Below are 24,163 nucleotides of genomic sequence, written 5' to 3'. Positions count from 1 at the left end.
TTATAAATATGTCACAAATTCAGAAACTGGCTTTCTATAGCCTCTCGCTTGTCTGCTCTCTACTTTTTCTTTTCCGAGTGTAATCATTAACACAGGAACCAAATCTGATTGAATGTTTAATACCTTTTTCATTGCTTCGGGATCAAAACCGATCATCGGGCAAGTATCCCAGCCTTTATTTTTAGCGGCAAGCATAAACAGCATGGCAGATAAGGAAGCATTGCGGATCGCCTCTTCCTTCTGGAAATCGGCTCCTCTCTGCACATAAAAGCTCATGGTCTCTCTGACCATTTCTTCATATTGCTGCGCATTGATAATGCCTAGCATTTTTAGGCCTTCATATATGTTCCCTGCGTGCTCATAAGCTTTTGGATCTCCGAGTACGATGATCGCTGCTGAAGCAGAGTGCACTTTATATTGTCCAAATGCCGCTTCTCTTACTTGTTCTTTCAGCTCTTCTGTTTGGACGACAACATATTGTGTATGCTGCAAGTTAAAAGCGGATGGTGCCAGCTTGACCTCTTCAAATATGCTGTTAAGCTCTTCTCTCGAAATCGAGATATTTGGCAAAAAATTTGATGCGGATCGTCTTTCACGTACCAACGTATCAAAGCTGAGTGTCATCTTGTTTCCCCTTTTCGCGAAGTTGTTTTGCACCTAAACCGATTTTTTTCAGTAATTCAATGAGCTGCTCTTTTTCTTCTTTTTCAATAAAGGCTAGATTTTGCGAAATGACCTCTGTGTGTTTAGGGAAAATATCGTCAAACAATTGCTTCCCTTTTTCCGTCAGCCATACATGAAATACCCGCTTATCTGAAGGCGCACATTGCCTTTTCACCAGTTCTTGTTTTTCTAGTTTGTTCACGACATATGTCATGCTTCCACTTGGGATTGAGAGGATATCGCTAATTTTTTGAACAGGCTGAGGCCCTTTACTGTAGAGCAATTCAAGGATCTGAAAGTTTTCAAATCCGATATCATAACGTTCAATGTCTTTTTGGATATTTGTAAAAAGGGCTTGATAGGCTTTCATCCACACGCGGAATAGCCTTAAATCTAATTCATGATCATGCTGCACCATGGCAACTACTCCTTTTTCAAGAAATCCTAAAACTAGGATAAATTTATCCTAACACTAGGATATTTTCTTGTCAACGAGTTTATTTCATAAAAAAAAGACCACCTTGGTTCAGTGATCCTCTTCTTTTAAGATAAAATGCATTTCAGCAATTTGTTTATATTGATTTACTTCCTGTAATGAGAACCTAGATTCCAGATCCGCCGGCGAAAAGAGAGGAATTCCTCTTCCAATGATGACAGGTACGATTTGAAGAAAAAGCTCATCAACCAATCTTTCTTTTATGAAAGATTGAAGCAGTCCCCCGCCGCCGACAATCCAAATATTCCGGCCTGTTTCATTCTTTAATTTTTTCACAAATGATAAGACATCTTCGCGAATGATATGGGTTCCTTCCAGACTGTCTTGTAACGTACGTGACATGATATAACAAGTCTTTCCTTCATAAGGAAACTCATCTGGTGACAGCTGAAGAACTTGTTCATATGTATTGCGCCCCATGATCAGCGTATCGACTGACGCATAAAAGGTGTCATAGCTCGTTTCTTCTTCGCCCTCTGTCCCTATCAGCCAATCGAGCCGGTGATCCTCTCTCGCTAAATATCCATCGATACTCATCGCCCCATAAAAAAGCAGCTTCCTTTTCTCACTCACTCCCACCACTCCCTTACTTCAAATAAGAACATATATTCTATTTTATCAAAAAGGAAAGACAAAGGCTACATAACTTTTTACGATTCCTGTTCCACCTTGAGGAGAAGCTCGTATAATTTATGCGCGAGCTTGCCGGCATCAATGGTCATTTCTTCGTGAATCCATTCCTCGAGTACACCCACGACACCAGACACGACAAAAGAGGCCTCTATTTGTTCATTCTCTGTAATAGGACGCTGATCAAGCTGCCACTCTTTCATGATTTTTTCTTTGAAAAATGCTTTGAATTGGTTTGTCGTTGGACCATTTGGTTTTACAAATAACGTCAACATATATTGATTCTCTTTCAAGTACTCCGTCGTTTTGTTTAAAAAGGAAAGCATATCAAGAGGGTCCTGACTTGGAAAGGTTTCATCATATAACCCCCCGAGCTGATCGAATAGTTCTTTCTCAAGCTGTTCATATAAATCAAACACATCTTGATAGTGCAAATAAAAGGTTCCCCTGCCTAAATCCGCTTTCCTTGATAGCTCTGATACCGTAATCTGCTGCACTTCCTTTTCCTTTAACAGCTCAAGGAAGCTTTCCCGAATGGCTCTTTTTGTTTTGATTGTTCGTCTGTCCTTCATGACATCCCCTCCATTGTTGAACAATCAGGCGCCAAATGTCTATTTATGAACAGGATCTCATCCATTGCCGATGTTCGATTGGTTTACTTCTTATTATACTCAACACATGTTCAATAATCTATATGTGTTCAGTAAAGGAGGACCATTATATGTTTCATTTTAGACTTGCTAGAGAGGATGAACTGCCTCAAGTGGCAGAGTTGTTAGATGATTCGTTTCAGGACTATTCATTTTTTGACCTATTATGTGAAAAGGTCTCAAACCGGTCTGCTTTCGCTCGTCAGCTGCATTTGGTCAATACAAAGGTGTATTTTCAGCATCAAATCTGTTTGGTCGGGGTTGAAAACGAGAACATTGTGTCTGCTGCCCTTTTAAAGCATCCGCGTCTTCCTGAACCAAGCGTCATGGATTATGTGTTGTCAGGTGGGTTAAAGCTGCTCTTCATTGGCGGTATATCGGCGGTTCAGCATGTGTTCCGTGTGTTAAAGGAGGCGAAAAAGGCATGTTCTTCCTTAAAGCAGCCTTACTGGTATTTAGAAGCACTTGTCGTGGCAAAAGACCAGCAAGGAAAAAAACTCGGAAGCCGCATGTTAAAGCAATGCCTTTTTCCCTTTATCGCCCGGCAAGGCGGCGGACTGTTCACACTGATGACGCACAACGAGGCCAATCGTCATTTCTACCAAAAAAATGGCTGGATGGAGTTTGATGAAAGAGTACTGCGTGGAAAGGAAATGTCCTTGGAAAGCTGGAGCTATAAAACCGTGATTAAATAAGGTATCCTCTTCAGGTGATGATATAATAGAGTCAGTTCAATCAATGATCATACTTGGAGGAGAGACTGATGATACGACGACTTGATCATATCGTGTTGACTGTACAACATATGGAGGACACCATTCGCTTTTATACAAACGTATTAGGGATGAAGGAAGAAACTTTTGGTGAAGGCCGTAAAGCGCTTCGTTTTGGTTTACAGAAGATCAACCTTCATGAAGCTGGTCATGAATTTGAGCCAAAAGCAGCTCATCCTCTTCCTGGATCTCATGATTTGTGCTTTATCACCGATTTAGACATGGACAGTTTGCTGCTGCACCTCCGGAAGCAAGTGGTCCCCATTGAAGAGGGGCCGGTCAGACGCACAGGTACATTAGGTCCAATTGAATCTGTTTATATCCGTGATCCTGATCTGAATTTAATTGAAATCTCTCGATATATAGAGGAGGGTGATCCGTCATGACTCGTATATTTTTGAGACCGATTGAAGAGCAAGATTATCCTGGTATTCAAAGAGGATGCCAGCATGCAGAAACACTTTATATGACTGGCACACGCAAAACGTTCACACTAGAAGAAATTCGCTCCGCCTATACTCGCTTTTTGCAGGATGACAGCAGACGAGATTTCGCCATTTGTCTGCTAGACACGAAAGAGATGATTGGAGATGCGGCGATTGTGGACATTGATCCAATCAATCATACGGCAAGCTTCCGCATTGCGCTTCACGGGCCAGAGTATTTTCAAAAAGGCTATGGCACTGAAGCTGTTCGGATGGTTCAAGCATTTGCCTTTGACACATTAGAACTCAACCGTCTAGAGCTTGAAGTCTTTTCCCACAATCCAAGAGCCTTTCGAAGCTATGAGAAAGCCGGATTTCAATATGAAGGAAAAAGACGCCAAGCGCTCTATTTCAACGGTACATACTCAGATGTCATCATCATGGGCATCCTTCGTGAAGAATATAAAAACATGATGGATACAGATGCTCCTGCTTAAGAAGGGTCATCTTTTTTAAAAAATTGAATCCCAGTGACGATGATTAAACAAATGATGGAAGAGAGAACGATAGAGATACTCGCTAGACTAAGCACCATGCCTTCCCATCTGCCAATAAAAAAACTAACAATCAATAAAACCAAACCAAATAAAATCAAGCATATTGGGACAATGAACCCCGCATGGCGCTGCCGGCGTCTTTTCCCTGCCCACCATGAGAGACACAAGACAACGATTGTAAAAAAGGCGGTTTGCAGCCAGAACATGTGATATCAACTCCTAACCCATAACAATGGAGGTACTTCAAATGAACATTAGACCCATTGAGCAAAAAGACAACCCGTATATCGCAGCGATTATCCGCCAGTCACTAGAATCAGCGAATCTAGCGATTGAAGGAACAGCCTACACTGATCCCCAACTTGACCAGCTTTTCGAATACTATCAATCATTGACTCATGCAGCCTATTGGATTGCTGAAGAGCAGGGTGAGATTGTGGGCGGTGTAGGGATTGCTCCATTTACAAAGGGAGTATGTGAATTACAAAAGCTTTATTTAAGTCCAAAAGCACAAGGAAAAGGTGCGGGCAAACAACTGATGGATACGGCACTGGAATATGCCTCTGCATACTACGAAGCGTGTTATTTAGAAACCCGCCGGGAATTAACAGCAGCTATAGGCCTTTATCAGCGATATGGCTTTTCTCTTCTTTCAGAACCGCTTGAAGGCTCTGAGCATTCTGCAATGGATGCTTGGTATCTCAAAACCTTCTCATCTTGAACCATAAAACAATCGATAGGTTTTGAGCCTCTGAAAGCCTAACTTCTCTGCCAGTTTGATTGAAGCTAGGTGATGGACATCGCAATCCCAATGCGGTGTCCTCTTTTTTTCAAGACAGGTGCTGATCATATGCTGAGCTGACAGCAGCGCTAAACCTTTTCCGCGATAAGACTCATCTGTCCAAATATCTATCTCCGCACGATCCATACTTGAAAAAATAGAGACGCATTCACTTACCACGTTCTCTCCATTTAAAATGGCAATCCCGATTCCCTTTGATAGAAAACGAGCTGTTTCTTCCCAATAGGCTTCGTAATAGCTAGAAGGGAAAGCACTGCTTGCAGTCATCACCTGCTCATTTGTCCGCTCTACTCTATAGCCTGGATGAGGCTGAGTGGCATGAGAATATGCCTGTGAATAAACGTACGCATGTCTTTCCATTTCATTCAGATGTAACCCAAGACATTTTTTCATCATTGCATCTGTTAATGGATTTGCTGAAAATAAGGTGAATCGGCCGTTTTGTCTTTTCTGCCTTTCGTACACATCCACAATGAAGGCTGAGCAGCATAACAGCTCCGCTTCACTCCTTCCTGCTACATAATAAATGCCGCATGAAGCTTCGAGAAAATAAACAAGCGGATGCACTTCATCATCGACATAAAGATGTCCTTGTATCATGCCATCCATGACCGCATCTACAAACACTGGATATGCCGGATCGATCTGCCGAATTCCTTTTTTCATTGATGGTGTCTTTTGCTGCTTCAATAGATGCACGATGATCCCCCCTATCCTTCCATTATAAAGAAAAAGTAGCTGACATAGAGAATTCTTTGCAAAAAAAGGGATTTTGCATCAAAGGCGCCATTTTTTTAAAAAAGAGACCTCATTTAAAAGGTCTCTTACATTCTGGATGATATTATTCTGCTGATGCTTCTTCTGTCACCTTCCCCTTCCAAATCAGGGTTAAGCGACTGTTTTTCGTCTCGTTCTGTTGATTTTACCGACAAACATATAGCCATATTTATAATGATTCGCTAACCATGACAATAGGATAGATCCAGCAATTGCTAGTGCTGATATTATGATTGTCCCTACAAAGAATGGATAATCTTTTAATTGTCCCCATAGCAACACAGAGATACCTAGAAAATACCCGTGAAGCAAATAGATGGTGAATGAATATTGACTAATGACAGCTACGAAAGGTGGAACGCTTTCCACTTTAGAAAACAAGAGAAAACATAAGAAGACAATACTGATTGTATAAAGAACAACGTCTGGCCTCTTAGAAGAAGGCTCGAAAAAGCCTATATATGAATTGCTTAGAAGGGTCGCTGCGGAAATCAAAACAAGTCCATACACGGCATACTTAAAACGATGAAGTCTTGTGATAAACTGCTGATAATTCACTCCACAATAATAGGCTAAACAAAAATAGAATAACCACCCTGGAAATGGAATCCATTCTAAGCCGAACATTGGATTAGGTAAATGAGGTTGTGGGATTTTGACGAGGTTCATGACACTTAAATAACCAACTGTGATGATAAAGGAGATCGGCAATACCCATTTGGCTGAGGTACGCTTAGCAATTTTGTGAAAAAACATGTGCAAAAAGTAAAATTGAAAAATAATCAGAACAAAATAACCAATATAATTTCCCAATAAGACATTTGCTGAAGCTCTTTTAAAAAAGTCAGCTGCCCCTCCATTTAACGATGCCGAATGCATAAACCCATCGACAATCCCAATAAATACAAATGGGAAAAAGATGGCTTTCACTCTCTTCCACATAAATCCTTTAGGTGTACCATTTGGATAAGCATGCGCCAATAAAAACTCAGAAATGAAAATAAAACTCGGTGTACTGAACATGAGTAGTGCTACAAGAATCGATGATGATTGAGGACTAGATAAAATGGCTATTGCATGAATGAGCACAACACTCAAACACGAGATACACCGAATAAAAAAAATCTCTTTAATTTGCATTGAAAATCCCCCTCCTGTATTTGGTAAAACATGTATTAGATTAACATGAATAACACCTTATCAACAGGGACCTTGTGATTATATTCAAAAATCTATCCAAAAGGAACAAAAAAAAGAGCCCTAGTTAGAGCCCCTAATCTAATCAGATTCAACCGTTGCCTTCCCCTTCCAAATAAGGGTTAAGCCTAATCCAAGAAATAAGACAACACCTGCGAAAAGGAATGGGAAGTGAATATTTTGATCGAATAAAATGCCGCCAAGTGCCGGCCCGAAAATCGTACCTAGGCTTGTGTAGGTAGAGTTCATTCCTGCGACAAATCCTTGCTGGTTGCCAGCGATTTTGGATAAGAAGGTCGTTAATGCTGGACGCAATAAATCAAATGCAAGGAAAATGACACATGTGACAATCAGAACAACCAAAAAGCCTGAAACAACGGTTGAAACGAAAGCAAGGACAGCCCCGATAATCAGACATAGCTGAATGACTCTTTTTTCTCCTAGGGCATTTACCAGTTTACCAAACACAAGTACTTGGATGATGACTGCCACAATCGAACTGACGGTAATGATGACGGCAATATCTTTTGGACCAAATCCAAACTTATGATTTGTGAACAAGCTAAAGACTGTTTCATATGCAGATAGTCCAAATGCGAGGACAAACACAATGATAAAGGCGATGAGGTAGCTTGGATGAATTGATTTTTTCAAATCTTTAAAGAAAGTCGATTCTTTCACTTCATTCATTTGCTTCTCTCGCTCTTCTTTTGTTAAAGGCTCCTTCAGCATAAACATAGACGAAATGACGGCAATAAACGCAATCCCTGCCGCAAAGAAGAATGGCAGGCGTACGCCGTATTCTGCTATAAACCCGCCAATTCCCGGGCCGATGATAAAACCGGTACTAATGGCCGCAGAGACATAGCCCATCGCCTTTGATCTTTCTTGAACGGTCGTAATATCTGCGACATATGCAGTGACAGCCGGCATAATAAATGCCGCACTAATACCGCCTAGAAGCCTTGCAACATACAGGACGTACACGTGTGTTCCAAGACCAAAAACGAGTTCTGATAACGCGAATAGAAACAGCCCAGACACAATCATAATCTTTCTTCCGTAGCGGTCTACCCATCTCCCTGCAATAGGTGATGCGATGAGCTGGGCAACGGCAAACGCCGCCACAAGGTATCCCATTGTACTCCCTGTTAGATGCATGACATTCATAAATAGCGGCATGACAGGAATAATGAGACCGATGCCTAAAAACGCAATAAATATATTACTTAATAAAATCACGAGTACTGCTTTTTGCTCACGAATCGGTTTTTGCATGATGTTTGTTTCCCCTTTACTGACTCACTTGTTACTCATGATGGTTGATTCCGTGAATAAACAATGAGATCGCCTCTTTTTGCAACTCTTTCTTCTGCTCAATGGTGTCATTTTTATATAACACGTCTAATCCATAAAAAACGGAAAGTAATATTTTCACTTTTGACTCCACATGCTGGATCGACCAGCTGCCATCTTTGTTTCCTTCAAGTAAGATATCTCTCATCACATCATCAAAATCGACATCAATCTTGTTCAGCCGCTCCATGACTTCGTCTGATGTAAAGGCACTGGCACAAAATTCCTCACTCGCTCTCATTAATGGGTAGTTAATGCCCATTTGACTGAGCATCTCTGCAAATGCAGCGAGCTTATCGACAGCCCGGTGCTGTGTTTTCTTCTCCTCATGCCACGTTTCCATCATCAAACGGTGATCCTCTTCCATAATATGAAGAAACAAAAACTCTTTTCCTTTGAAATGATGATAGAGATTGCCTTTACTCACCTCAGCAGCCTCTAAAATATCGCGCACGGATGTTTCTGAATATCCTTTTTTCGCAAATAAATCACGAGAAGCTGTGACGATTTTTTGCTTCGTCTTCTCACTCTTTCCAGCCCCGCTTTGTGTACTTGTCATGTGTCACAATCCCTTTCTACCCTGCATTTCTTCATACGGAAAAAATAAAACCGACCAGTTGGTTTATTTTTTTATTATAAATGGATTTTCCTCATAATACAATGAAAAAGGCATTGGACTTCATAAGGAGTGATTCATGTGAAAACAAACAGAACAGTCATTTGCGCTATCACCAAAAAGGACTTATACGTATTTTTCTTCTGCGACCTTTTCATGGCTACTTTGGCGTACTACGTGTTCAAATTCAAGCCAACGACTTTTTATGAATGTGCGGGAATCATGGGAAGTATTCTTTGTCCCTTTTTGATGAAAAAGTGGATATACCGATGATCTCCCTTTCAGTATATCCGTCATTCATTTAACTTTTCTTTATATTTAACTTCACTTAAATATAAAGATTGCCTATAATAGAAAAGAGGTGATGTCATTGGATGAGGAAATCATTCATTACGGTAAAAAGATCATTGAATACTCGAATGCTCTAGGCTCAATTTATGTAGAAGAGTATCAACGATTCTTAAAACATGAGTATGCAGATTTATCAGCCAAACAAGAGCTGACACTTGAGCTATTGCGCACGAAAACGAGAACAATCAATGAATTAGCTGATTACTTTTCGATTTCTGCCAGCGCGGCTAGCCAGCTTGTATCAAAGCTTGAGAAGCTCGGCTATGTCAAACGAGAAATTAATCCACATAACCGAAGAGAAATCATTGTTGATTTTGCTCAAAAGGGCTATGACTATCACAAGAATACGGAAGACATTCAATTGCACCTTATTCAAAAATATTATGCAAAGCTTCCAAAAGAAGATTTAAAAACATTACTATCTCTATACGAAAAGATCTATCAGATTGCAAAAGAAGCGCCTTAATACGGTGTTTCTCTCACTAACATTTAAGTTAGCTAAACTATTAAGGAGATGAAAATATGCAAAGCATTCATTTACAAGATGGCCGGTACATTGGTTTGACTCAATACGGTGATCTTGAGGGGTTTCCAATTTTCTTTTTTCATGGAACACCTGGATCAAGAGTGATGTTTTTAGATGATGATCCAATCTCTCAAAAGCTCGGCATTCGTCTCATCTGTTTGGATCGACCTGGATTTGGTTTATCTACCCCTCTACCTGACCGTACAATTTTAGACTGGGCAAAAGACGTGCTGGAAGTGGCAGATGATCTTGGTATTCAACATTTTTCAGTGATGGGTGTATCTGGAGGCGGCGCATTCGCTGCTGGTTGTGCCTATCAATTGCCGGATCGCGTCCTTTCAGCTGCACTGATCTCAAGTACAACCCCTTTTCAAAGCGGAAAACCGCCGAAAAGCATGTTGAAAGAAAATAAATTAGCCTTTTTCCTTAGTAAGAAGTTTCCTTGGCTATTGAAAGCAAGCTATCGTTCCCAGAAAAAAATGATTGAGAACAAACCAGAGAAATTTAAGAAGCTGGCCAAAAACGGGAACAAGCATTTACATCCGTGGGATCGGCAATTCCTTCAAACCGATGAGCAGTTAGAGATGATGATGACCCATTTATACGAAGCGACTCGTCAATCGGTGGATGAATGTATTCGTGAACCCATTTTACTTTCAAAGCCATGGGCATTCGATATGAAAGATATTCAAATCCCTGTTGATGTCTGGCATGGAAAAGAAGATACGATGGCTCCATTTGTAGAAATAGAAAAAATAGCTCAGGCGATTCCAAACGTCAAAACCTATTATATCGATCAAGCAGGGCACTTTCTTACTGATGTAGACGATATTTGGCGAGATATTTTACTCTCTTTAAAGGAACGTGCTGAACATCAGGAACATGCATAAAAAAAGACCCAATATGACTTGGGTCTTTTTCTTCATTAATACTGTTCATAATACCTTTGCACTTTACCTGGATCTTTTGTCTTCGTCAGTGCCAGCATGAGCAGAATACGTGCTTTTTGCGGGTTTAATGAATCAGAGGACACAAAGTGATGTTCATCATCCGTTTTTTCGCGGGTGACAATTCCATTCCCCGTACGGCTTGATCTCACAACAACCACATCTTTTTTCACTGCATCTGTTGCCCCTTTGATGGCTTCTGTTGACATCGTTCCATTTCCTGCTGCAGCCACGACAATCCCTTTCGCACCTGCTTTGACTGCGGCATCATACATATATTTTTGATCATTTTGATAGCCGTATAAAATATCAACTTGCGGCAATTCTTTTATCTTTGATACATCAAATTCACTTTCAGTCGTATGTTTTCTTGTCGGTTCGTTATAAAAGGACACCACTTCACCAGTAACTTCTCCGATGTATCCTTGCTCAAGTGACTTGAAGGCATCGGTTGTGGTCGTGTTTGTTTTCGTAACAAATCGAGCCGATGCAATTCGGTCATTTAATGTGACCATGACCCCTTTGCCCTTTGCTTCTTTGGCTGATGCAATTTTCACCGCATGATACAAGTTGAGCGGACCATCCGCACTGATTGCCGATGCTGGTCTCATTGAGCCAACGACCACCACAGGCTTATCACTTTTGACAACCAGATGTAAAAAGTAAGCTGTTTCTTCAAGTGTATCTGTTCCATGCGTGATGACAATGCCATCCACTTGATCATCTTTTAATAGTTCATTCACTCGCTTGGCTAATTTTAAAAGAAGAGCGTTATCAACATTTTCACTGCCGACATTCGCAACCTGCTCACCCGTGACATTTGCAATATCTTTCAGCTGTGGAACTGAAGCAATGACTTTATCAATGCCGAGTGAACCAGATTTATAGCCCGTCGTATCTGTATCACTGTCTGAACTGCCAGCAATCGTCCCGCCCGTGGCTAATACCTTAATATTAGATAAGGACTTATTCCCTGTTTCAACCGCCTTGTTTTTCTCTTTTGTTTCACTCGATACGTTCTCTTTTTCATTTTGACTATTCTCTTGAGTGCCCGTGTTCGCACAGGCTGCTGTCACCAGTAATAAAACAGAAAGAAGGACAGCACCTAACCATTTTGTCATGTTCATTGGATCATCTCTTTTCCTCATTTGATGGATTCATGGCTAAACTCTATCTATAGGATTTACTTTATACCATACATTCATTCATCGGCATGAGGCTAAAGATACATAACCAAATAAAGGTAAAAAGGGCGTTATATTAATGATTTATTCAATTCTTAATACCTAAATTTGCTGTAATTAAGTTGAGTTTTGAAGGTGGCGTATTTTCAAAATAACCGATGCTTGATAATGAATTTATGATAAAATATAGTAAATTTTACAAAAAAGGAGTATACATTTTGCATTCGCTTCAACCCTTTTACAAAATCCTAATCACACTATTCATCAGCTCTATTTTACTCGGCTTGTTTGTCTGCTTATTTCCACCTATTCAAGCTGAGCCTGCGTTTCTGATATTTTATATTCCTATCTTTTTTGTTTTTTATTTCGTCTTTGCGGTTCCTTTGCAGTTATTGTTTTCTTTGCAGCCAAAGGCTTTCCATCCTCTTTATTTAGCTGCTTATTTATTGATTGCAATGGTTGTCATGCTCTTTTTCATTGATGGTATTGGGAGCCAGGCGTCTTTACCCATCATCATCATGAGCAGTCTTATCTACTGGACTTGTGATTCTTTGTTTTATCAAAGAATGCATGAAAAAAACACCTAACGCGAAGGTGTTTTTTTCATTAGTTTCTTTAAAGCATTTTTCTCATCAAATAATCGGTATCCATTTTGAGCGATCTTCCTAGGACGTACAAAATCCTTTTCTGTAAAGTGACGAAGGGCAATTTTGTAATGCTTAATCGCCTTCACTTGTTACATTTCTCCTATGCTTGACCACACAGCCAATCATGCCATAAAAAAATCACTAAGGAAATCTACCTCAGTGATAGGAATTGTTATTTCATACTTGTACCAGCGTGTGAAAAGATCATATCTTTCAATTCAAATTCGAATGTCTTTCCGTCCACAATACCGACTGTTTTTTCACTGTCATAAAGCTCAAGCATACAAGCTGCCATTTCTTTTGATGTATGATATTTCTTGAAATTGCCTTCATATTCAAATTCGTCTACATCCAATGAACGCTTTGCAAATTCTGATTCTGTCGCGGATGGCGCTAATACTTTTGCCTGTAATTTGGCTCCTTTTCCTTTCAACTCTAGGGCCAGCCCTTCTGTAAAGGCGCTCACGTAAAACTTCGTTGCTGAATAGGTGACGGCATTGCCGACGACTGTATAGCCGGCTCGTGAAGAAATGTTAATGAGCTGCGCTCCCTCTACTTGCTCATAATCACGAACAAATAAGGTGGATAGAATCGTTAATGCTTCGATATTCAGATGAAGCATATCCCCTATTTTACTTAAATCTTGTTCTCCTATAGAGCCAAAGTGACCAAACCCTGCATTATTAATGAACGTATCCAGCTCATAATCTGACAATGATTCATAAAATGAATACACTTGCTCTATGTTTGTTAAATCGACTGACTGTATGACTACTTTGATATCGGGATATTGATCATGAATCTTCTCCTTCAATTCTTGGAGTTTATCGAGCCGGCGTGCAGCTAATATAAGATTTTTCCCTCGTGCTGCAAAGGCGAGAGCCGCCTCATATCCAATACCTGAGCTTGCTCCTGTAATGACTGTATAACCCATGTTGTATCCCCCTCTTTTCTACTTATTCGATTATTTAGAACTAAATCATTATGTCAACAACTCAACATGCTTAAACTTAATATTTGTATAATTCATTCTCACAACCACCCGAATAATGTTATCCATTAATTGTAATCAATTCTGAAAAATTCACTTAAAACGAAGCTCTGGCTGACAAAAACAAGAAACACAAAATTTAGTCTGAACCGATTCTCCTTAGAAATATGAAAATATTTTATTTTTCTTCAGCATCGACAACAGCTACTCCAATTTTTTTATTTGTTGAATCATATATTCCAGAAAATTTTTTATTTCTATCATTATTTAAATACCCTGTTACTTCTACTCCGCCAGTTGGATCAATATTATATTCACTTGAGAAATCAATTTGTTTAATAGATTGATAACCCTCTTTTATATACTGTTCCATATGTTTCTTTGCTTCAATTACTAGAGTTTGTTCTTTATCTTTTAAACGCTCATTCTTATCGGATTCTAACTTCATAATAAATCCTCCAACTGCTATAATAAACACCAACAGTATAAATATGGTTTTTTTCACTGAATATCACCCTTTAATATAATTCTACATAAAATGAAAGGATTTGTATATATTTTGAAGGAGACTCAAAGGCGCCCAAATCTATCAGATGAAGAGTACTTTAGATTAAGTGGTCTAGCTTATAATGATAAAACAATTTCATTACATAATGAAATAAAAAAACCTCTAAAGATTAATGAACATTCTTATTGGTTTATAGATAAAATTGAAAAAGATCAAGATACAGGACTTGATGCTGTAGTCTTAGTTCAAGCAAAAAATAAAAATGGTAAATGGATTAAAACAAATACACCTAAAAATGTTGTCATAGCTTTCGCTGGCACTGATCCAAAAAATCAACTTGTTCAAGATGTTATAAAAGCTGATGGAGGAAACGTAGTAGCAGGGCTTCAAACTAAAACTAAAACACCTTATATCGTTAAAAAAGAGACTAAAAATTATACTAAGACCATTTCGAAATATACTGGTTCTCCAGGGCAAGAAGCTATGCTTAATAGTGGTGACTACAAACTCATCTCAAAAACGTCTCAATTCGATCAATCTGATCAGCTAGTTAGAGAAGTAAAAAGAAAGTACGCTGGTCCCAATACAATTATTTCAGCAACTGGTCATTCACTAGGTGGAGCAGAGGCTGATTATGCAGGAGTGATTAACGGCATCTATTCAGTTGGGTTCAATAATCCATCCATTGTAAAGCTTCATGATAAAGAAACTCAACAAAAAATAAAAAATGGTGATTTTAAAGCCATGAATAAATCCATTATTAACCCAGATGACATGGTTGGCGCCGGATGGGGACTTGAATATGATCGACACAACGGAACGACCATTTATACAAAAGATCCATCTGATGCAAGACTAAAAAGACATAAACGTTTAAAAACTTCTGCGCTGTCTGGTACGCTTATTCCAATTGCGGCAGACTTTATCATGCAAGCCCTTGGAATTGATGATACACATGCTATAAGCGAGTCTAATTTCAAATTTGATTCAAAAGGCAATATCATCAATGTCGACGGAAGTAAAGATGTGTATAATCGCGACTTAGAAACCATGACCTCTTATGCTAATATGGATGGTCAAACAATAAAAGTAGATAAGGCTGTTGCAAAAAGATTGGCTGATCAACTTACTTTAGCATTAGAGGAGTTAAAAAACGTAAAAAAAGAAGTAGAAGCATTTCCAAGAGAACACAGTTTAACAATATACAATCTTTCAAATCAATTCAAAAGTAAATTAGATCAATTTGAACAACTTGGGCCAAATGACGTCGATCAAGCCCTATTAGAAATAGCTCCGTATATTGATAAAGGAACGCCACTTTTTTATGATAAAGATGAGCAGTATAAATTTGAAGCTTCATTGCATTATATGATTCAGGATCTAGAAGAGATAACCCAATTCATTGTAAAAATGGCAGAAAATCTAACAGAAAAAGATAAAGAATTAGCAAGGTGGCTAAGGTTATAGGAGGTCAAATTAGTGCCTGATATGAACGCTGAACTAGAAATGATAAAAAAAGTGCAACAACAAAATGAGTTAAAAAGTCAGTTAAAAGCACAAGCAAAAACTGATGTAAGCTCATTAAAATCAGATATTACAAAAGCAACAAAACTAACAGAATCAACAAAAACTATTGCTCAGACATATTTAACACTGTTTTCAACATTTGAAGGGAAATCGCTTGATGCATTAGTGGATAGACTAAATCAAAATGCACAAAAAACATTACAGGTTAAGCATGATAGAAAAGTTTTTATTAATAGCATAAGAACCAAATAAAGGAAATAATTAAATCGATTACAATTGTAACAATAAAGAGAACTAAAAGCACAGGTTGCACCTGTGCTTTACCTATTTATGAAAAGAAGCCCTCAAGGTCTCTGTTCAAACGCTTTCTTTAATTGATCACCCATCAAATGCCAAGCCTCTTCAGCTATGGCTAAATCTCCGGCGTGCGTGAAGCCGTGTGGAACGCCTTTAAATTGTCTGTACGTGACGTCTACCCCAGCTTCTTTTAACTTAGCAGCATATTGCTCGGCTTCTTCAGCCAGCGAATCCTTCTCTGCTGTGATGACGAGAGCAGGAGGCATTTGTGCTAAGGATGAACGATCTGCAAAAACCGGAGAAACGAGCGGATTGTGCGGATCTTGGCCTTGCAGATAGAAGGAATTAAAGAGTCTCGCCAATTCAACTGGAATCGCTTCTTCAAACACTGGCTTTTGTGCTGGATCAGTGGCTAGATCAAGCGGCGGATAATCAAGCACTTGATAGGCAATTGGGAGTGTATTTCCTTTTTGAATATTCAATAGACAAGCAGCCGTTGCCAAGTTTCCTCCTGCGCTATGTCCACCAATGGCTAATGCATTCCGATCGATTTGAAGCTCGTCAGGATGTTCATACAGCCACTTCAGGACATCATAGCATTCATGAAGAGCGGCTGGGAATGGGTGCTCTGGGGCAAGCTGATACTCGACATTGACGACAATACATTGCGCCCTGTCTGCAATAACTGGACACCATGGATTATCCATTTCAGCACTGCCCATGATAAATCCGCCGCCATGTAAATTCACAAAAACAGGAAGCAGCTGTTTTGATGTGTTCACCGGCTTAAATACCCACACCTTTGTTTCACCAGCACTTGTTGGAATATCATATTCCATTTTGTTCACTTCAGGAGGATTTACTGGCTTTAGTTCCGATTGACTCGCTAATGAGTCTTCAGATGGCTGGCGTAATGAAGCAGCGATTTTGATTTGTTCTTCTAAGTTCATGATCTCAGACTCCTATCTTATTCATTTCTTAGTTACTCATTCGTTTCCTTTTCCTCTTTTCCTCTACTGAACCAGCAGTAAATTATCAATAATTCACTTTTTACCTATCTCCCCGTTTTCACTCTCTTTGAAACAAGCATTGAGCAAATAAAAAAAGCACTGCGGCGCTATGCCCTCAGTGCTTTTCATTTCTCTTATGATACTTGTTGTTCTACCTTCACTCGTTTAATGAAGAAAGCAATAATTAAACCAACGATGGTCATGATCACTGCAAAGATAAATGCGTGCTGGACGCCATTTGTAAAGGCGAGCAGCTGATTCACCGGATTTGCGGGATCAGACACATTTTCCATAAAGCTGCGGGCGCCTGAAGAAAGGATCGAGATACCGACCGCAGTACCAATGGCTCCCGACACCTGCTGCAATGTATTCATAATCGCTGTACCATGCGGATATAGCTCTGGCGGCAGCTGATTCAATCCATTTGTTTGAGCAGGCATCATGATCATCGCGATTCCGATCATTAAGGTAATATGAAGGGTTACAATGAATCCAATCGACGTATTCACACTTAGATTCGTAAAGCCAAACATCGTCGCTGCGACAATGACAAGACCTGGAATGACAAGCCATTTTGGACCAAACTTATCAAATAGACCACCCATGATTGGAGATAGCAGTCCGTTGATAATTCCACCTGGCAATAGCATTAAACCTGCTGTAAATGTAGAAAGCGCCAAGGACGTTTGCAGATACAATGGCAAAATCATCATAGCAGACAGCATCACCATCATACACACTAAAATCAGAAGTAACCCAATGACAAACATTGGATATTTAAACGGGCTTAAGTTCAACATTGGTTCTTTCATGTTCAACTGTCTTAAGGAGAACACAAGAATCCCTATGACACCAACTACAATTGCAACGATGACATGCATACTGCTCCAGCCGCCGCCTTCTCCGGCACTGCTAAAGCCATATACAATTCCGCCGAAACCAATGGTTGAAAGCACAATTGATAAGATGTCGATTTTCGGTCTTGTTGGTTCTGTAATATTTTGCATAAAAATAAAACCAAATACGAGTGCAGCAATTAATAAAGGAAGTGAAATCCAGAAAATCCAATGCCACGTCAGCGATTTCAGAATAAGACCAGAGACGGTCGGGCCGACAGCTGGTGCAAACATGATCACAAGACCAATAATCCCCATCGATCTGCCTCGTTTATGAGGCGGGATGATGACCAAAATCGTATTAAACATCAATGGCAGAAGCAATGCTGTGCCGACTGCCTGCACGACACGCGCTACCATTAAAATACTAAAGACCGGCGCAACCGCCGCAATAAATGTTCCGATGATTGAAAAGACGAGCGATGTAATGAAAAGCTGTCTTGTCGTAAACCATTGAAGAATGAGTCCTGAAATCGGTACGAGAATACCAAGTGTTAATAAATATCCTGTTGTCAGCCACTGAGCAGTCGTCGCTTCAATTCCAAAGTCTAACGTTAAACTTCTCAGCGCCATGTTTAATGCCGTTTCACTGAACAGGCCAATAAATCCAGCTGTGATAAAAGAAATAATAATAGGCAGCGTTCGAATGTCAGAAGCTGCTGCTTTCTGTTTGTTCATATTAAGTTGGCTCCTTTTCTTTTTCAATTTAGATGAACCTTAGGAAGTCAGGGTGGTCAGAAATGAGCCACTTTAATGTCTATTGAAAGACGGATAAAATCTGTTTTTCTGCAGCAAATTGAGCAATTTTTTCGATTGAATAGCCAGATTCATGTATATAAAACATGAGCTCAGGCGTCATTGGAGAGGACATACATAACGTTGTCAGTTCTATATCCTGTATGTTTGCTTCTCCCTTTTCTCTCGCTTCTTCAAGCAAATCACGAATGATTTGTCTAAGTGATTGACTGTAATGACTCTCATACACTTTACTTGTCTGCTCTAAATTCCCAGAGATTGTGAGCATCCGAATCCAGTCTAAATGGTGACCGACGATCAGATGAATTTCTTCGAGAACGTAGCGCAAACGTTCACGAACCGGCTGATCACTTATTTTGCTCAAGTAAAGATGCAAAGCTGGGATCAGTTGTTCAAATCTCTCCCCAAGGATAGAAAGGCACAAATCACTTTTATTGGCGTAGCGGCGGTAAAGAGTACCCTGCCCAACACCAGCTGTTTTCGCAATTTTATGCATACTGACATTTTCTACACCAAATTCTTGAAACAAGGAGAAAGCGATCTCTTCAATTTCCTCCCCAATATCCTTTTCCACCATGCTCACCTTCTTTACCTTCATCCACATGACACTCATCTCTATGTGTTAAATCAAAACACTTTAGGTTTTTCTTAGGACAATTGTCCCGATATTATCTTACGGACAACTGTCCGCAATGTCAATCATTATTTTTTACTTATGATCCTTCTTTCAATTCTATTAAATAATGCACACTGTTTATCATTATTTAGACCGATTTTCCCTTTTGAAAGAATCATGTATGATCAATAAAGAAAGCGCTTCCACAAAAGGAGAGGAGAATGCGAATATGTACCGTATGAAACGAATGTTGATGCTGGTTATCACTGGATTAGTCTTGAGTTTGTCCACATTTACAACTGGTGCCTCGGCACAAACGGGTGGATCGTTTTATGAACCTTTTAACAACTATAATACGGGGTTATGGCAAAAAGCCGATGGATACTCGAATGGAAACATGTTTAACTGTACGTGGCGTGCAAATAACGTGTCGATGACATCATCAGGTGAAATGCGTTTATCGCTCACAAGTCCCGCCTATAACAAGTTTGACTGCGGAGAAAACCGCTCCGTTCAAACGTACGGCTATGGGCTATATGAAGTCAACATGAAGCCAGCCAAAAATGTGGGGATCGTCTCTTCTTTCTTCACTTATACGGGACCGACTGATGGCACGCCTTGGGATGAGATTGACATTGAATTTCTAGGAAAAGATACGACAAAGGTACAGTTTAACTACTATACCAATGGTGTAGGAAATCATGAAAAGATCGTCAACCTTGGTTTCGATGCAGCGAACTCTTATCACACGTATGCATTTGACTGGCAGCCAAACTCTATCAAATGGTATGTCGATGGACAATTAAAACATACCGCCACCACTCAAATTCCTCAAACACCAGGGAAAATTATGATGAACCTGTGGAATGGTGCAGGTGTCGATGAATGGCTCGGCTCCTACAACGGTGTTACCCCGCTCCACGCACATTATAACTGGGTGCGTTACACAAAAAGATAACTCTATCAAAAAAACCTGTGACTTGTCACAGGTTTTTCTTCGTTTAATTAGAATGAGTTTTCAGCTGATGAGCGAGTTTTTTCTCATGATTGTGGATAATATCTTCATAACTTTCTATTTTGAAATCCAATCGTTTAATGGTCTCTTCGATTTCCTTTTGTTTTTGGACGAGTCTTTCTCGTTCATTGACCAAAATGTTTTTTCGCGAAGATAACGTATGATCATCATCCTCAAAAAATAAGGCTGTATATTCTCTAAGCGCATCAATCGAGAGCCCTGCATTTCTCATACACTTGATAAATTCAATCCATTGAAGATCATCCTCTGTATAATCACGAATCCCATGATCGTCACGTTTGATTTCCCTAATCAAACCAATATTTTCGTAATATCTAAGTGTCGCAGTGGATAAATCGAGCTGTTTTGCTGCTTGTGCTATTTTCATTGTGCCCTCCTTCTTTCTCTTACCTTCCGATCTCCCTTTTCTCATCATCTCCATTTTGAAAAAGAAAGCAAGATGCTTTTGGCTCAATTCTTGATATCAAGAATGTTGTAACAGCCTGAATTTATTATTACAGAAGGTTTTCTGTTGACTTATAGTTCACTTTAAGACGTACAGTATAGAGGAAAGAATCGAATCTTATTTTTGAAAGGATGATCAAGAATGTGTCAGACGCACCAATCAAACGTTTTAAGTGTATCACATGCCAAAGCGAATTTTGAACGGACGACCATTGAACGAAGAGCGCTTCGTCCACATGATATTTTAATTGATATTCAATTTAGCGGGATCTGTCATTCAGATATCCACAGCGCTTTTGATGAATGGGGCGGCGGCATTTTCCCGATGGTTCCAGGTCATGAGATTACTGGGGTCGTTGCAGCTGTAGGGGATGATGTGACGAAGTTTCAGATCGGAGACCGTGTAGGCGTTGGCTGCTTTGTGGATTCCTGCGGCACCTGTGAATATTGTCAAAATGGAGACGAGCAGTATTGCACAAAAGGGGTCGTCCAAACGTATAACAGCCGTGACTATGACGGGGAACCGACTTATGGCGGCTACAGTCAAAAAATTGTCGTGACTGAACGATTTGTCGTCAGCATTCCTGATCAACTGCCCCTTGATGCCGCAAGCCCTCTTCTCTGTGCTGGCATTACAACTTATTCACCATTAAAGCACTGGAAGGCAGGTCCTGGCAAGAAGGTTGCTATCGTCGGAATGGGCGGGCTCGGCCATGTTGCTATTCAATTCGCGAGTGCTCTGGGCGCTGAAGTGACAGTATTGAGCCGCTCTTTGAATAAAAAAGAAGAAGCACTGTCATTTGGCGCAAAAGACTATTTTGCTACAAGTGATCCTGATACGTTTCAGACACTAGCCGGTCAGTACGACCTCATTCTCAATACGGTCTCTGCCAACATTAACGTAGATGCCTATTTGTCCTTACTCCGTGTAGATGGAACCTTGGTGAACGTCGGTGCACCGCCTAAGCCGGATCAATTCCACGTTTTTTCATTAATTTCTGGCCGCCGCAGCATAGCTGGTTCACTCGTTGGCGGCATCCAAGAAACACAAGAAATGCTCGATTTCGCAGCTGCTCATAACATTGCACCACAAATTGAAGTGATCAATGCGAATCAAGTTGATGAAGCGTATGAACGTGTGCTGAAAAGTGATGTGCGTTACCGGTTTGTGATTGATATTTCGACGTTATGATCGGATTCTATTTTGAAAGACTGGCTCAATGGCTGGTCTTTTTATATTGCAGCTATTTAACATAATTTCCTCACAAACAGCTGTTTACGTTTGAAAGACTGGATGACGGATATAAAGGGTGGAGTCCGAGCAGTAATTGTGGATATCCTGTTTTTCTTATAGCGAGGAGGATATGTTCAAATTAAAAAAATCATATCAAAAATTCCCACAAAATAACCTCTCTTTTTTAGAACAAAATTTGTTGACAACAAATAAATAAACATGTTATTATTAAAAATTTGATTATTTAACCCCTAAGTGTGGTACCCTTAAAGTAGATACATTATGGAGGTGGATGATATGTTTCAAATTGGTGATAACATTGTTTATCCAATGCACGGAGCAGGTATAATTGAAGCCATAGAAGAAAAAGAATTCTCTGATGAAAAACAACAGTATTATGTGATTAAAATGGCAATCAGTCATATGAAAGTAATGATTCCAACACGGAAAATGTCAGGTTCACGTATTAGACCTGTTACAGATATACTGGCTTTAAAGGATGTAATGCACATTTTCCAGCATGGCAAATCAGATCAATTACTGACATGGAAAGAACGGCATACAATTAACACAAACAAAATAAAAACGGGTAACATCCAAGAAGGTGCTGAAGTTGTGCGTGATCTGATGCGTATGAAGAAAGAGAAAGCACTCAATGCAAGTGAAAAGAAAATGCTAGATGATGCCCATGAATTTTTGCTAAGTGAATTAGAAGTCATCAAAGGGATCACAGAAAAACAAATCAAAAGTTTCTGTTAAGAACCTCTTCCACACTCACCATTTTTGAATACATGTTCTCTACGAACATTTCCATCCTGCAATTTATTAAAGAAAAAAAGAATTTATTTAGGCAAATTCCGCATATTGTAAATCCAATATGCTATACTGTTGATAAACCTTTGAAGCATGAATTTTTTTACGATTACCTTGTAACACTTCCCTACTTGTACACTGAGTAGGGTTTTTTATTGAAAAAATGAGTGAAAGCATAAAAAAACAGGCTCTCTACAGAGAACCTGTTTTAAAAGGATGAAGATTAAGCAGTTTTTTGAACGTTAGCAGCTTGAGCTCCACGAGAACCTTGCTCTACGTCAAATGTTACTTTTTGACCTTCGTCTAAAGATTTGAATCCGTCACCTTGGATAGCTGAGAAATGTACGAATACATCGTCGCCTTCTTCACGTTCGATAAATCCAAAACCTTTTTCTGCGTTAAACCATTTTACTGTACCTTGTTCCATGTTTGTTGCCTCCTCGTGCGTATACCACACAATGTATTATACTATCCTTGCCCAAAGTATCCTCAAGACGAAAAGTCTTTCTTCATGCTATCCTTTACGCCGAACAAAAATAATTATTCTTATTGTAACACGAATCGGAAATAATTGCAATTTAGGATTTAAAAGAACACCACACCTGATATCGTGACACTAATTAGGCAGGAGGAGCTTAATGATGGAAAGATTTTGGTTAAAAAGAAGAAACTCCTTTTTGGCGAGTCCCCTTGTGCATAAAGTCAGTTATTTTGAACACCAAAAGAGAGAACCTTCTCTAAATTCTCTCTAAAATCGACTTAACAAAATCAGTTTTTCCCTTTGCGTATTTGTGTTTGTCATTTTTATTTACACTTGATAGGTTAAGTTTAAATTGCTCGTATATTCACTTCTTGCTAGTTCGTTACTTCTCAGGTAATCCCTAAAATTTATTTGTTCGAGTAGATATCTATTGCCCGTTTGATACATATGGATTTGGTGTGTACGTGGTTCTCCTTTGCTGAAATAGTGTCTTTCAGGTAACACATTGATCCCTCTATAAGAATAACCCAGCCCTTGCAAAGCTGTTACGCAATGTTCTCAGTCAAGAAAATGATTGATTTCAATTGCAATATCAATAATGGGTTTCGCACTCAAACCATTTTATTGCTGTACTTCCAATATGGTGTACATCCACTATGTACTTTCCGATAACTTCTATTATTTGTTTCTTTTCACTTTCAAATTCTTTGACCCATTCAATAGACCAAGGTACTAAAAAAACTTCCCCTCTTGGTAATCCAAGCATTTACTCAACCCCACTTTATGATTTTGTTGTTTGGAAATTTTCATTATACGTCACATTAGTAAAGAACATCTTACTAATAGTTGTGTAGCATTTCATCGGATTTACAATATAACCTTCTAAACAGTATTAGTATGATTGGAATGCATTATATAAAAATATTATTCTCAAACAAAAAGTCCACTCACTTAAGA

30 protein-coding genes and 1 pseudogene are annotated in these 24,163 nt (G+C 39.4%); 12 read left to right on the top strand and 19 right to left on the bottom strand.

Annotated elements, in window-relative coordinates:
* From AWT60_RS15950 to AWT60_RS15935, 4 genes are all read right to left on the bottom strand, one after another.
* Complete coding sequence (locus AWT60_RS15950; protein WP_024425425.1) at nucleotides 1-624, bottom strand: nitroreductase family protein; 624 nt, start codon at nucleotides 622-624, stop codon at nucleotides 1-3.
* Nucleotides 608-1,081, bottom strand: a complete 474-nt coding sequence (locus AWT60_RS15945) for a MarR family winged helix-turn-helix transcriptional regulator (protein ID WP_025093552.1) — start codon at nucleotides 1,079-1,081, stop codon at nucleotides 608-610. The genes AWT60_RS15950 and AWT60_RS15945 overlap by 17 nt, the downstream gene beginning before the upstream one ends.
* A gap of 108 nt (nucleotides 1,082-1,189) precedes the next feature.
* The gene (locus tag AWT60_RS15940; protein ID WP_171463998.1) at nucleotides 1,190-1,732 is read right to left on the bottom strand and encodes a dihydrofolate reductase family protein; all 543 of its coding nucleotides are present in this window, start codon (nucleotides 1,730-1,732) and stop codon (nucleotides 1,190-1,192) included.
* Nucleotides 1,733-1,809: 77 nt separating this feature from the next.
* A complete protein-coding gene (locus AWT60_RS15935; protein WP_024425422.1) occupies nucleotides 1,810-2,361 on the bottom strand; it encodes a TetR/AcrR family transcriptional regulator in 552 nt (183 codons plus the stop codon).
* A gap of 149 nt (nucleotides 2,362-2,510) precedes the next feature.
* Between AWT60_RS15935 and AWT60_RS15930 the strand changes: the two genes are divergently transcribed.
* From AWT60_RS15930 to AWT60_RS15920, 3 genes are all read left to right on the top strand, one after another.
* Entirely contained in the window at nucleotides 2,511-3,134 is a 624-nt protein-coding gene (locus AWT60_RS15930) for a GNAT family N-acetyltransferase (RefSeq protein WP_218677460.1), read from the top strand.
* Nucleotides 3,135-3,202: 68 nt separating this feature from the next.
* Entirely contained in the window at nucleotides 3,203-3,598 is a 396-nt protein-coding gene (locus AWT60_RS15925; RefSeq protein WP_024425420.1) for a VOC family protein, read from the top strand.
* Complete coding sequence (locus AWT60_RS15920; protein ID WP_073204019.1) at nucleotides 3,595-4,134, top strand: GNAT family N-acetyltransferase; 540 nt, start codon at nucleotides 3,595-3,597, stop codon at nucleotides 4,132-4,134. Before AWT60_RS15925 ends, AWT60_RS15920 begins: the two co-directional genes overlap by 4 nt.
* Here the strand turns inward: AWT60_RS15920 and AWT60_RS15915 are convergent.
* Complete coding sequence (locus tag AWT60_RS15915) at nucleotides 4,131-4,400, bottom strand: YesK-like family protein (protein WP_024425418.1); 270 nt, start codon at nucleotides 4,398-4,400, stop codon at nucleotides 4,131-4,133. The genes AWT60_RS15920 and AWT60_RS15915 overlap by 4 nt on opposite strands.
* A gap of 41 nt (nucleotides 4,401-4,441) precedes the next feature.
* Here AWT60_RS15915 and AWT60_RS15910 point away from each other — a divergent pair, with 41 nt between their 5' ends.
* On the top strand, nucleotides 4,442-4,915 hold the full coding sequence (locus AWT60_RS15910) for a GNAT family N-acetyltransferase (protein WP_218677459.1): 474 nt from the start codon (nucleotides 4,442-4,444) through the stop codon (nucleotides 4,913-4,915).
* On the opposite strand, the gene AWT60_RS15905 is transcribed toward AWT60_RS15910, so the two are convergent.
* The 4 genes from AWT60_RS15905 to AWT60_RS15890 form a co-directional block, all read right to left on the bottom strand.
* Nucleotides 4,907-5,695 carry a GNAT family N-acetyltransferase gene (locus AWT60_RS15905; protein ID WP_218677458.1) on the bottom strand — a complete coding sequence of 263 codons (789 nt, stop codon included), beginning with the start codon at nucleotides 5,693-5,695 and terminating at the stop codon, nucleotides 4,907-4,909. The genes AWT60_RS15910 and AWT60_RS15905 overlap by 9 nt on opposite strands.
* Nucleotides 5,696-5,884: 189 nt before the next feature.
* Nucleotides 5,885-6,913 carry an acyltransferase family protein gene (locus tag AWT60_RS15900; protein ID WP_218677457.1) on the bottom strand — a complete coding sequence of 343 codons (1,029 nt, stop codon included), beginning with the start codon at nucleotides 6,911-6,913 and terminating at the stop codon, nucleotides 5,885-5,887.
* A 138-nt stretch (nucleotides 6,914-7,051) separates the two neighbouring features.
* Nucleotides 7,052-8,248, bottom strand: a complete 1,197-nt coding sequence (locus tag AWT60_RS15895) for an MFS transporter (RefSeq protein ID WP_034622721.1) — start codon at nucleotides 8,246-8,248, stop codon at nucleotides 7,052-7,054.
* Between the two features lie 31 nt (nucleotides 8,249-8,279).
* Entirely contained in the window at nucleotides 8,280-8,885 is a 606-nt protein-coding gene (locus AWT60_RS15890; protein ID WP_024427803.1) for a TetR/AcrR family transcriptional regulator, read from the bottom strand.
* 421 nt (nucleotides 8,886-9,306) lie between these two features.
* On the opposite strand from AWT60_RS15890, the gene AWT60_RS15885 reads away from it, so the two are divergent.
* Both AWT60_RS15885 and AWT60_RS15880 read left to right on the top strand, forming a co-directional pair.
* Entirely contained in the window at nucleotides 9,307-9,759 is a 453-nt protein-coding gene (locus AWT60_RS15885) for a MarR family winged helix-turn-helix transcriptional regulator (protein WP_218677456.1), read from the top strand.
* 56 nt (nucleotides 9,760-9,815) lie between these two features.
* On the top strand, nucleotides 9,816-10,709 hold the full coding sequence (locus tag AWT60_RS15880) for an alpha/beta fold hydrolase (protein WP_218677455.1): 894 nt from the start codon (nucleotides 9,816-9,818) through the stop codon (nucleotides 10,707-10,709).
* Between the two features lie 35 nt (nucleotides 10,710-10,744).
* Here AWT60_RS15880 and AWT60_RS15875 read toward each other — a convergent pair whose 3' ends face one another.
* Complete coding sequence (locus AWT60_RS15875) at nucleotides 10,745-11,893, bottom strand: type II asparaginase (RefSeq protein ID WP_218677454.1); 1,149 nt, start codon at nucleotides 11,891-11,893, stop codon at nucleotides 10,745-10,747.
* A 275-nt stretch (nucleotides 11,894-12,168) separates the two neighbouring features.
* On the opposite strand from AWT60_RS15875, the gene AWT60_RS15870 reads away from it, so the two are divergent.
* Nucleotides 12,169-12,537 (top strand): UPF0715 family protein, encoded by a 369-nt coding sequence (locus AWT60_RS15870; RefSeq protein WP_025093561.1) that lies wholly within the window; start codon nucleotides 12,169-12,171, stop codon nucleotides 12,535-12,537.
* Here the strand turns inward: AWT60_RS15870 and AWT60_RS15865 are convergent.
* From AWT60_RS15865 to AWT60_RS15855, 3 genes are all read right to left on the bottom strand, one after another.
* The gene (locus tag AWT60_RS15865) at nucleotides 12,534-12,683 is read right to left on the bottom strand and encodes a hypothetical protein (protein ID WP_218677453.1); all 150 of its coding nucleotides are present in this window, start codon (nucleotides 12,681-12,683) and stop codon (nucleotides 12,534-12,536) included. The genes AWT60_RS15870 and AWT60_RS15865 overlap by 4 nt on opposite strands.
* A gap of 86 nt (nucleotides 12,684-12,769) precedes the next feature.
* Nucleotides 12,770-13,531, bottom strand: coding sequence for an SDR family NAD(P)-dependent oxidoreductase (locus tag AWT60_RS15860; RefSeq protein WP_218677452.1), 762 nt, complete (start codon nucleotides 13,529-13,531; stop codon nucleotides 12,770-12,772).
* A 235-nt stretch (nucleotides 13,532-13,766) separates the two neighbouring features.
* Complete coding sequence (locus AWT60_RS15855; RefSeq protein ID WP_041106399.1) at nucleotides 13,767-14,036, bottom strand: DUF1433 domain-containing protein; 270 nt, start codon at nucleotides 14,034-14,036, stop codon at nucleotides 13,767-13,769.
* Between the two features lie 111 nt (nucleotides 14,037-14,147).
* On the opposite strand from AWT60_RS15855, the gene AWT60_RS15850 reads away from it, so the two are divergent.
* Both AWT60_RS15850 and AWT60_RS15845 read left to right on the top strand, forming a co-directional pair.
* Nucleotides 14,148-15,563 (top strand): lipase, encoded by a 1,416-nt coding sequence (locus AWT60_RS15850; protein ID WP_041106397.1) that lies wholly within the window; start codon nucleotides 14,148-14,150, stop codon nucleotides 15,561-15,563.
* Between the two features lie 12 nt (nucleotides 15,564-15,575).
* Nucleotides 15,576-15,875, top strand: coding sequence for a hypothetical protein (locus AWT60_RS15845; RefSeq protein WP_218677451.1), 300 nt, complete (start codon nucleotides 15,576-15,578; stop codon nucleotides 15,873-15,875).
* Between the two features lie 92 nt (nucleotides 15,876-15,967).
* On the opposite strand, the gene AWT60_RS15840 is transcribed toward AWT60_RS15845, so the two are convergent.
* The 3 genes from AWT60_RS15840 to AWT60_RS15830 form a co-directional block, all read right to left on the bottom strand.
* Nucleotides 15,968-16,870, bottom strand: a complete 903-nt coding sequence (locus AWT60_RS15840; protein ID WP_218677450.1) for an alpha/beta hydrolase — start codon at nucleotides 16,868-16,870, stop codon at nucleotides 15,968-15,970.
* Nucleotides 16,871-17,064: 194 nt separating this feature from the next.
* Nucleotides 17,065-18,504 carry a DHA2 family efflux MFS transporter permease subunit gene (locus tag AWT60_RS15835; RefSeq protein ID WP_218677449.1) on the bottom strand — a complete coding sequence of 480 codons (1,440 nt, stop codon included), beginning with the start codon at nucleotides 18,502-18,504 and terminating at the stop codon, nucleotides 17,065-17,067.
* 79 nt (nucleotides 18,505-18,583) lie between these two features.
* A complete protein-coding gene (locus AWT60_RS15830; protein ID WP_206698596.1) occupies nucleotides 18,584-19,159 on the bottom strand; it encodes a TetR/AcrR family transcriptional regulator in 576 nt (191 codons plus the stop codon).
* Between the two features lie 268 nt (nucleotides 19,160-19,427).
* On the opposite strand from AWT60_RS15830, the gene bglS reads away from it, so the two are divergent.
* Nucleotides 19,428-20,156 carry a beta-glucanase gene (gene bglS, locus AWT60_RS15825; protein WP_218677448.1) on the top strand — a complete coding sequence of 243 codons (729 nt, stop codon included), beginning with the start codon at nucleotides 19,428-19,430 and terminating at the stop codon, nucleotides 20,154-20,156.
* A 43-nt stretch (nucleotides 20,157-20,199) separates the two neighbouring features.
* Here bglS and AWT60_RS15820 read toward each other — a convergent pair whose 3' ends face one another.
* Nucleotides 20,200-20,601 carry a MerR family transcriptional regulator gene (locus AWT60_RS15820; protein ID WP_008346757.1) on the bottom strand — a complete coding sequence of 134 codons (402 nt, stop codon included), beginning with the start codon at nucleotides 20,599-20,601 and terminating at the stop codon, nucleotides 20,200-20,202.
* A gap of 219 nt (nucleotides 20,602-20,820) precedes the next feature.
* On the opposite strand from AWT60_RS15820, the gene AWT60_RS15815 reads away from it, so the two are divergent.
* Complete coding sequence (locus AWT60_RS15815) at nucleotides 20,821-21,870, top strand: NAD(P)-dependent alcohol dehydrogenase (RefSeq protein ID WP_008346759.1); 1,050 nt, start codon at nucleotides 20,821-20,823, stop codon at nucleotides 21,868-21,870.
* A 339-nt stretch (nucleotides 21,871-22,209) separates the two neighbouring features.
* Nucleotides 22,210-22,671, top strand: coding sequence for a CarD family transcriptional regulator (locus AWT60_RS15810; RefSeq protein WP_139336392.1), 462 nt, complete (start codon nucleotides 22,210-22,212; stop codon nucleotides 22,669-22,671).
* A 277-nt stretch (nucleotides 22,672-22,948) separates the two neighbouring features.
* Here AWT60_RS15810 and AWT60_RS15805 read toward each other — a convergent pair whose 3' ends face one another.
* Together AWT60_RS15805 and AWT60_RS15800 are read right to left on the bottom strand one after the other, a co-directional pair.
* Complete coding sequence (locus AWT60_RS15805) at nucleotides 22,949-23,152, bottom strand: cold-shock protein (protein ID WP_003214229.1); 204 nt, start codon at nucleotides 23,150-23,152, stop codon at nucleotides 22,949-22,951.
* 310 nt (nucleotides 23,153-23,462) lie between these two features.
* Nucleotides 23,463-23,972, bottom strand: a pseudogene (locus AWT60_RS15800) (GrpB family protein).
* Between the last annotated feature and the right edge of the window lie 191 nt (nucleotides 23,973-24,163).

This window comes from Bacillus sp. F2HM (genome assembly GCF_019266135.1).
Classification (GTDB): Bacteria; Bacillota; Bacilli; order Bacillales; family Bacillaceae; genus Bacillus; species Bacillus safensis.
The sequence above is the reverse complement of the archived record's forward strand: the minus strand, read 5'-3'. Positions and strand labels throughout refer to the sequence as shown.